The sequence below is a fragment of the Borborobacter xinjiangensis genome, from assembly GCF_047739745.1.
Classification (GTDB): domain Bacteria; phylum Pseudomonadota; class Alphaproteobacteria; order Rhizobiales; family Rhizobiaceae; genus Pseudaminobacter.
In genome coordinates this window covers 40,579-48,866 of the sequence record NZ_JBLLVA010000029.1, presented here as the reverse complement: position 1 = coordinate 48,866, position 8,288 = coordinate 40,579, and the positions used below count along the sequence as shown (strand labels likewise).

Here is an 8,288-nt window from a genome sequence, read left to right as displayed (position 1 = left end):
AGGAGGTGCATTTGTTGATTGGTTTGGACTTATTGCACCTCTTCATCCGCATCGTATGAACGGGCTGAACGAAGTCAACGAATACATTGACACCCAAGCAATTTTGCCGGGTATCGGCAAAGACGTTCAGTCGGAAGTGGAGCGGCCGCGGGTGTAACTTTACACAACCTGTGATTTAACAGTCAAATGTAGCCGATCGACTGCAAATCCATGTGAGGTCGGGGTCGCGATCCCAGCAGGCCGACAAGCCGGTCCAGCCCAAGCGCGATGTCAGGGAGCGAATGGGCGGCGCCGAGGCAGAGCCTTACGGCATGTGGCGCATGGTCCCGCTTCACCGAGAAAGCGTCCGCCGTGATGACCCTGACGCCTTCGCGCAGCGCGGCCGCCGAAAAGGAATCCATTCGCCAAGGCTCGGGTAGTTGCAGCCACAGGTGGTAGCAGGAGGTCGATGCCGGCTGCGCATAGGAGCCGAGGATCTGGTGCGCCAGTTCCTGGCGTTCCCGCGCCTGGCGACGATGCCAGGCAATCAGCTTGTCGGCATAGTCGTTGACAATCCAATTGGTGACCACTGCCGCCATGAGCGGTGCCGACATCCAGTTGCTCATCGTCACGATTTCCTGCACCGCACGGCGCAGTTTGGGCGGCACCGCGAGGAAGCCGATGCGCAGGCCGGGCGCCATGCTTTTCGAAGCGCTGGTAAGATAGATGCTCCGCTCCGGAATAAGCGCGGCAAAGGGCGGTGGCCTGTCTTCGGCCAGAAAGCCGTAGACATCGTCCTCTATGATATAGAGACCGAACTCCTCGATTATATTTGCGATTTCCTGCATGCGGCGTTCCGACATGGTGATGGTGGTCGGATTCTGCAGGACCGGCATGCAGTAGAGCGCCTTCGGCTTCCTTGTTTCGCACAATTCGCGCAGCGCGGTCGGGTCAATACCTTCCTTGTCCATGTGCACCGCGTTCAAATTGATCCCGAGCTGATGGGCGATGGCTCTGGCCCCCGGATAGGTGAGGGGCTCGGTGGCAATCGAGTCGCCATGGCCGGCCAGTGCCATCATGCTGAGCAGCAGGCCGTGCTGGCCACCATTGCAGATGATGACATTGTCGGGATGCGTTCGAACGCCGATCTTGCCGAGCCATTGCGTTGCGATGGCGCGATGCGAGATCATGCCGGCACTGGGTTGGTAGACCAGCAACTGGTCGATGGAACCCGACCGTGACATGTCCTTCAGCGTCGATCGCAGAATTTCCTCCGCCTCCCCGATTGCCGAAAGGTTCAAACCGAGGTCGATGACCTCGGGCTGTGGCTTTTCGGGTACGACAAGGCGCGTGATGTCCTCACGATGGCTGTCGAAATCGTTGATGAAGGTGCCGCGCCCGACCTCGCCGACGACGAGGCCCCGCGCCGCCGCTTCCGTGTAGGCGCGGGCTACGGTGCCGACGGTGACATCGAGCCGATAGGCGAGCTCACGATGGGGTGGCAGCTTCTCGCTTGGCCGCAGTTTGCCCTCCGCGATGTCGCGCTCGAGCGCATCGCAGATCACCATATAAATCGGACCTGTTCCCTTCTTTATCTCGGGTGTCCACATCACAGCGCCCCGCTATTTTGACACCGTGTCAATGAATTGATTGACACTATTGAATGAGAAATCATACGCTCAATATGAACAAAGCACAAGGCATGTAAATGGGTCGCTTATGCTGAATTGAACCAGTCCAGGTAAGTCAAATAAAAACAAGACTTCCGGACAGTCAAAGTGGAGGAGATAATAATCATGCTTTCATCGGGCAGGAATTCTTTTCGCGCCAAGCTTATTTTGGGCGTTGCGGCTAGTGCGCTGGCATTAACGGCACAGGCGCAAGCCGAGGAGACTTTGAAGATTGGTGCGCTTGGGGTGATGAGCGGCCCCTTTGCGGGTTGGGGTGGCGTGATGTGCCAGACGTTCAAATCGCGCGCCGGAATGTGGAACGACGATGGTGGCGTGAAGATCGGCGACGAGACTTACAAGATCGAAGTCGTCTGCGTCGACGACAAGGCTGATCCGAAAGGCGCGCAGACCGGAGCCGAAAAGCTCATCGCTGAAGGTGTGAAATACATCCAGGGTCCCAATACGGACTCGACCGCCGAGAGCGCAAAGTCGGTGATGGAGGCCAACAACACCATCAACATGCCTTATGCGTTTTCGAAGTCGCTCTATACAGCACCGGCATCGCAGTCGATCCTCGGTATGGTGGCCTCCTACCAGGTCGGGCCGATCATCTACAAATGGCTGATGGACAACAAGGGCGTGAAGAAGATCGCCTTCGTGTGCGAGAACAACGCTGATCCTATCAATCAACGCAATGAGGGCTCGGCAGCCGCGAAGGCGCTCGGCCTGAATGTCGTCTCCGACCAGGAGACATACGAATCCGGCACCACCGACTTCTTCCCCGTGCTCACCAAATTGATTGGTTCGGAGCCCGACCATATCGTTCTATCGGGAGTCAATCCGTCTGATGTCGGCCCCCTGATCAAGGCGGCACGCGAACTCGGCTTTACTGGTACCATGAGTACGGAGACCGGACAGGACCCGAAGGCGATCTACGAGGTGGCAGGAGAGGCCGCGAATGGGTTCATCGTGGCGGGCGGTGCCAGCACCGAGGCGATCCGCAGCGACTTCATGGTGAAGTTCATCGAGCGCTACACCAAGGATTGGGGCGAGTGGAACGATGTTGCCGGCCTTTATGTCTATGGCCCGGAGATCATGATCCAGACCTTGCAAGCCGCCGGACCCAAGGCGCTCGAGGATACGGAAGTCTTCAAGGTGGCGCTGGACAGCTTCGTCGGCACCAATCCGTTCCTGAAGGACGGCGGCGAGCTGAAATATGTCGGCCGCAAGGATTACGGCCAGCCCCGGCAGGTATCGGTGCCGATCGTCGTTCAGGCGGTCAAGGACGGCGAGTATGAGCCGCTCTTCGTCGGAGAACTCGCTGACTAGAGCATCGGACTGAAAAATTGAAATCCGGTTCTCGGAACAATCCGACGCTCAATCAGAGTGTTAGAGCGTCCTTTGTACGGCCGAGTGAACGCACGACGCTCTAAACATGTCGGGACAGTGCGACTGGCGGACTGTCCCACATCGCCAGCCTCGATAATTCGCTGCTCATGAGTCGCAGCCGCGAGTTCTTGGGACGACGAGACGCCGTCCCAACCAAAGGAGACCATATGATGACGCAGGTTCTGCTCAACGCACTTGTCGTCGGAACGACCTACGCGCTGATAGCGCTCGGCATCACCATCATCTTCAGCATCATGAAGGTGGTGAATTTCGCGCACGGGCAGCTCTACATGATCGGCGGATTCGTCGTCTACTACTTCAACGTCGTCTTCGGCCTGCCGTTCTGGGTTGGCCTGATGATGTCCTTCGTCATTGTCGGCCTGCTTGGCGTGGCGATGGAACTCTTCCTGTTCAGGCCCGTCATGCTGCGCGTGAAGCGCGAGGAAGTGACGATGCTGCTTGCCATGGGCACGGCCGTCTTCCTCGAAAGCCTGGCGCTGATTGTGTTCGGTGAGAAGCAAAGGGGCGTTCCGCCCATCGCCACCGGCATTGTCGAACTTTTCGGCGCGCGACTGCCGACGAGCAGGATTGTCGTCATCGTGGTGGCGACGCTCCTGATCGCGGCACTGATGGCTTTCATCGGCTATACAAAGACCGGTCGTGCCCTGCGCGCTATGGCCCAGGATCGTGAGGCGACAGCGCTTCAGGGCGTCAATCTCAAATGGCTCTCCGCCTTGGGTTTTGGCCTTGGTACAGGATTGGCCGGGCTCGCCGGCGGCTTGCTGGTGGCAATTTTTGCCGTCCATACCGGCGCCGGCACCGCCGTGTCGATCAAGGCATTCCTGATGATCATGATCGGAGGTGCGGGCGTGCTTTCGGGTGCCATTCTGGGCGGCTTCGTTCTCGGTGTATTGGAGTCGGTCGGCTACGCGCTGCTTCCAGGCTCAATGACCTTCCTCGTCATCTTCCTGATCGTGATCGGCTTCCTCATCGTGAGGCCGAACGGGATCATGGGCAAGCCGTGGGGCTGATCGATCATGAACACGCAACATGTCATCTCCGCCTCTGAAACCGACTTTGCGGTGCGCGCGTCGACCTTGAAGCCGATCGGACTCGGACTGGTCATCGCGGCAATCTACTTCGCCGCCGTGCCGCTCGTTTTCGGTGGCAGCGGCTATGTTCTCAATGTGGTCACGACCATGGCGGTCGTCAGCTTCATCAGCTTTGGCGTATGGCTGACCTTCGCTATCGGGCGCATCAACCTGGCCCAGGCAGGCTTTGCGCTCATCGGAGCCTATGTGACGGCAATATTGGTGTCGCAGCTTGGCCTCTCATTCTGGATCTGCCTGCCGCTTTCGGGTCTGGTCTCGGCGCTGCTGGGCGGGCTCATCGGCTGGCCGGTGCTACGCCTCAAGGGCGTCTACTTCGCCATGATCACGCTCTGCATCACCGAAGCGTGCCGACTGGCGGCTCTCAGTTTCCCGTCGATTACGCGCGGCGCACAGGGCATCGTCGATCTGCCGCTGCCGGGTGAACTTTCGCTTTTCGGCCTGGTCATCATCCCGGCATTTGAGAAGGGCGCGCGTCTTCCCTTCTTCTATCTCGCCGGTACGTTGATGCTACTTGGACTGTGGTTCATGTGGATGCTCGACACCAGCCGAGTCGGCGCGGTGTTCCGTTCCCTGCGGCAGAACGAGGATCTCGCGTCCAGCCTCGGCATCAATGTCGCCAAATACCGCGTCGTCGCATTCATGATCAGCTGCTTCTATGCCGGTGTTGGCGGGGCGTTCTTCGCCGCTCTGCAGCAGAACGTCTATCCGACCTCCTTCCAGGTCATCGATAGCGTCTACTTCATGGTCTACTGCTTCGTCGGCGGACTGGAATTCGTGATCGGCCCGTTGGTGGGGGCGCTCGCAATGATGCTGAGCTTCGAGCTTTTGCATGATTTCCAGCGCTACCAGACCGTTATTTTCTCCGGACTGATGATCCTCTGCATTCTGCTCATGCCTAACGGGATACTGAGCGTGATAAGGCGGCGTTCCGCCAAGACGAAGGAGGCGACCGATGCTTGAAGTCTCCGGATTGACCAAGGTTTTTGGCGGACTGACGGCGGTAAAAGACATCAGCTTTACGCTGGCTAAGGGAGAGATCCTGTCGATCATCGGCCCCAATGGCGCCGGCAAGAGCACCTGCTTCAAGCTGATCGCCTCGTTTCTCACGCCCACCGCCGGAACCGTCCGTTTCAACGGCAGTGACATAACGGGGATTGGTCCGAGTGCGGTCGCCCGGCATGGTATCGTGCGCACCTTCCAGGAAAACACCTCCTTCCAGGACATGACGGTGCGCGAGACCATCCTGCTCGGCTATCAGAAGGACTGCAAGGCATCTCTGGTTGGAATGATCTTCCGCTCGCCCACAGCCAGACGCGACGATCGCGAGGCCGGCAAATATGCCGATCACGTGCTCGACATGCTGGGCATGAGAGATTTAGCAAATGCCGTCACGGCCTCGCTGCCGCATGGAATGCTGCGCAATCTCGGAATTGCAGTCGCGCTGGCCGCCCGTCCGCAGCTCATCCTGCTCGACGAGCCGTTCGCCGGCTTGAATTCGGATGAAACCAAAAGGGGCGTCGATCTGATCCGCAAGATCCGCGACGAGGGCGTGACCCCGATCCTCGTCGAACACGACATGGCGGCCGTGATGTCGGTGAGCGAACGCATCCTCGTGGTGAATTTTGGCAGCAAGATCGCGGAAGGAACGCCGGCCGAGATACAGAGAAACGACAAGGTCATTGAGGCCTATCTCGGCGCGGAAGACGAGGAGATCGGCCTGTGAGCGCGCATTTCTCCATCAACGACCTGTCGGTTGCCTATGGCAAGGTGCGGGCCGTCAAGGGCATCTCGATGACGGCTGGCAAAGGCGAAATCATCTCGCTTATCGGTGCCAATGGCGCCGGCAAGACGTCGATCCTGCGAGCCATAACGGGACTTACCGCGCCCGCGGCGGGCGAGATCTGGTTCGACGGCGAGAGGCTGGACGGCAGGGGTCCGGACCAGATCGTCGCGCAAGGCCTTGCAATGGTGCCGGAAGGCCGCCGCATCTTCCCCTTCATGAGCGTGAAGGACAATCTGCTCATGGGCGCCTACCGTCGCAGGGACGGCGCCAGCGTAACCGCCGATCTGGATGGTATCCTGACGCGCTTTCCACGACTGAAGGAGCGCATCAAACAGCAGGCGGGCAGCCTGTCGGGCGGCGAGCAGCAGATGGTGGCCATCGGCCGCGCGCTGATGTCGAAGCCGCGCCTGCTGCTGCTCGATGAGCCTTCCTTGGGCATCGCGCCGATCATCGTGCGCGAGATTGCCCGCTTCATTACCAGCATCAACCGCGACGAGGGCGTCGGCGTGATTCTGGTCGAGCAGAATTCGCGCATGGCACTCAAGCTCTCCAGCCACTCCTATGTGCTTGAGACGGGAAAGATCGCACTTTCCGGCCCGTCTCGTGAACTGGCCGAGAATGACGACGTGCGACGGGCATATCTCGGAGGATAGGAGCATCATGCGCATCCAGATCATCAATCCGACGACAACAGCTGCCTTCGCGCAAAAGAATCTGGCCGCTGCCCGCCAGGTTGCGGCACCGGGCACGGAGGTGCTTTCCGTCTCCGTGACCAGCGGGCCGCCTTCAATCGAAAGCCACTATGACGAGGCCGTCAGCACGATCGGTATTCTCGAAAAGATACGCGAAGGCGAACGTGACGGCCTCGACGGCTATGTGATCGCCTGTTTCGGCGACCCTGGCTATCTGGCCGCACGCGAGCTTGCGCGCGGTCCGGTGATCGGCATCGCCGAAGCCGCCTTCCATATAGCCAGCATCGTTGCCACCCGCTTTTCCGTGGTTACCACTTTGGCGCGCACAAAGATCATCTGCGAGCACCTGCTGCAGATCCACGGTTTCGAGCATCAGTGCAGGAAGGTGAGGGCCTCCGGGCTCGAGGTGCTGGAGCTGGAAGAGACCGGTATGGCGGCCTGCAGGGACATTGTCGAGGAATGCCGGCGCGCCGTTGCCGAGGATGAGATCGGTGCGATCGTGCTCGGCTGCGCGGGCATGGCAGATCTTGCCGACCACATCCAGCAGGAAATCGGCGTGCCGGTCATCGAGGGTGTCACCGCCGCCACGAAGCTGATCGAGAGCATCGTGGCGCTCCGGCTCGGCACCAGCAAGTTCGGCGATCTCGCCTATCCGCTGCCGAAGAGACTGAGCGGATCAGTGAAGCACCTGGAAATTGCGCCAAATGGCGGACGGTAGCACGCGCGAAAATAAGGAAAGGGACGGACAAATGGCATATCCACGAGACATGGTGGGCTACGGCGACAAGCCTCCGATGGCAAACTGGCCGAACGGCGCCAAGCTCGCCCTTCAGATCATCGTCGCCTTCGAGGAGGGCTCGGAAAACTGCGTCCTACATGGCGACGCGCATTCCGAAAACTTCATTTCCGACATTATGGGCGCACCGCAGCTCTACGGCGTACGCAACATGAACATGGAGTCGCTCTACGAATACGGCACCCGCGTCGCGTTCTGGCGCATCTTCAACGAGTTCAAGGAACGAGGCATCCAGGCGACGGTGTTGGCGAACGGTCTGGCGCTGGAGCATTATCCCGAAGCCGGCAAGATCATGCACTCGCTCGGCCACGAGATCGCCAGCCATGGCTGGAAATGGATCGATCATCAGTGGATGGGCGAGGAAACCGAGCGCGCCCACATGAAGCTGGCCATTGAAACCATCGCCCGCATCACCGGCGAACGGCCGGTCGGCTGGTATACCGGGCGTTGCAGCCCCAACACGCTGAAGCTCGTCGTCGAGGAAGGCGGTTTCCTCTACGATTCCGATACATACGCCGATGACCTGCCTTACTGGGAAAACGTCAACGGCAAACAGCATCTGCGCATTCCCTACACGCTTGAGGCGAACGATATGCGCTTTGTGGCGACCGCCGGCTTCAACTCGGGCGACCAGTATTTCGCCTATCTGAAGGACACGTTCGACGTGCTTTATCGCGAGAGCGACCGCATTCCGCGAATGATGTCGGCCGGCTTGCATCTACGCATCGTCGGACGTCCGGGGCGCTGGGCCTCGTTCCTGCGCTTCCTCGACTACGTGCAAAAGCACGATGCGGTCTGGATCTGCCGCCGCGATGCCATCGCCCGCCACTGGCATAAGCACCATGCGCCTCAGAGCTGATCAGGCCG

The 8,288-nt window shown here is 59.6% G+C and carries 8 protein-coding genes; 7 read left to right on the top strand and 1 reads right to left on the bottom strand.

Annotated features, from left to right (window positions below):
- Positions 1 to 182: 182 nt before the first annotated feature.
- Positions 183 to 1,589, bottom strand: a complete 1,407-nt coding sequence (locus ACLKMW_RS22155) for an aminotransferase-like domain-containing protein (protein WP_415726700.1) — start codon at positions 1,587 to 1,589, stop codon at positions 183 to 185.
- Positions 1,590 to 1,775: 186 nt separating this feature from the next.
- Between ACLKMW_RS22155 and ACLKMW_RS22150 the strand changes: the two genes are divergently transcribed.
- From ACLKMW_RS22150 to puuE, 7 genes are all read left to right on the top strand, one after another.
- On the top strand, positions 1,776 to 2,978 hold the full coding sequence (locus ACLKMW_RS22150) for an ABC transporter substrate-binding protein (protein ID WP_415726699.1): 1,203 nt from the start codon (positions 1,776 to 1,778) through the stop codon (positions 2,976 to 2,978).
- A gap of 227 nt (positions 2,979 to 3,205) precedes the next feature.
- A complete protein-coding gene (locus ACLKMW_RS22145) occupies positions 3,206 to 4,069 on the top strand; it encodes a branched-chain amino acid ABC transporter permease (RefSeq protein ID WP_415726698.1) in 864 nt (287 codons plus the stop codon).
- A gap of 6 nt (positions 4,070 to 4,075) precedes the next feature.
- Positions 4,076 to 5,110 (top strand): branched-chain amino acid ABC transporter permease, encoded by a 1,035-nt coding sequence (locus ACLKMW_RS22140; RefSeq protein ID WP_415726697.1) that lies wholly within the window; start codon positions 4,076 to 4,078, stop codon positions 5,108 to 5,110.
- Positions 5,103 to 5,873 carry an ABC transporter ATP-binding protein gene (locus ACLKMW_RS22135; RefSeq protein WP_415726696.1) on the top strand — a complete coding sequence of 257 codons (771 nt, stop codon included), beginning with the start codon at positions 5,103 to 5,105 and terminating at the stop codon, positions 5,871 to 5,873. Before ACLKMW_RS22140 ends, ACLKMW_RS22135 begins: the two co-directional genes overlap by 8 nt.
- Positions 5,870 to 6,586: an ABC transporter ATP-binding protein gene (locus ACLKMW_RS22130; protein ID WP_415726695.1), complete on the top strand. Its 717-nt coding sequence runs from the start codon at positions 5,870 to 5,872 to the stop codon at positions 6,584 to 6,586. Before ACLKMW_RS22135 ends, ACLKMW_RS22130 begins: the two co-directional genes overlap by 4 nt.
- A gap of 7 nt (positions 6,587 to 6,593) precedes the next feature.
- Entirely contained in the window at positions 6,594 to 7,343 is a 750-nt protein-coding gene (locus tag ACLKMW_RS22125) for an aspartate/glutamate racemase family protein (RefSeq protein ID WP_415726694.1), read from the top strand.
- 31 nt (positions 7,344 to 7,374) lie between these two features.
- Entirely contained in the window at positions 7,375 to 8,280 is a 906-nt protein-coding gene (gene puuE, locus ACLKMW_RS22120) for an allantoinase PuuE (RefSeq protein WP_415726693.1), read from the top strand.
- Positions 8,281 to 8,288 lie beyond the last annotated feature (8 nt).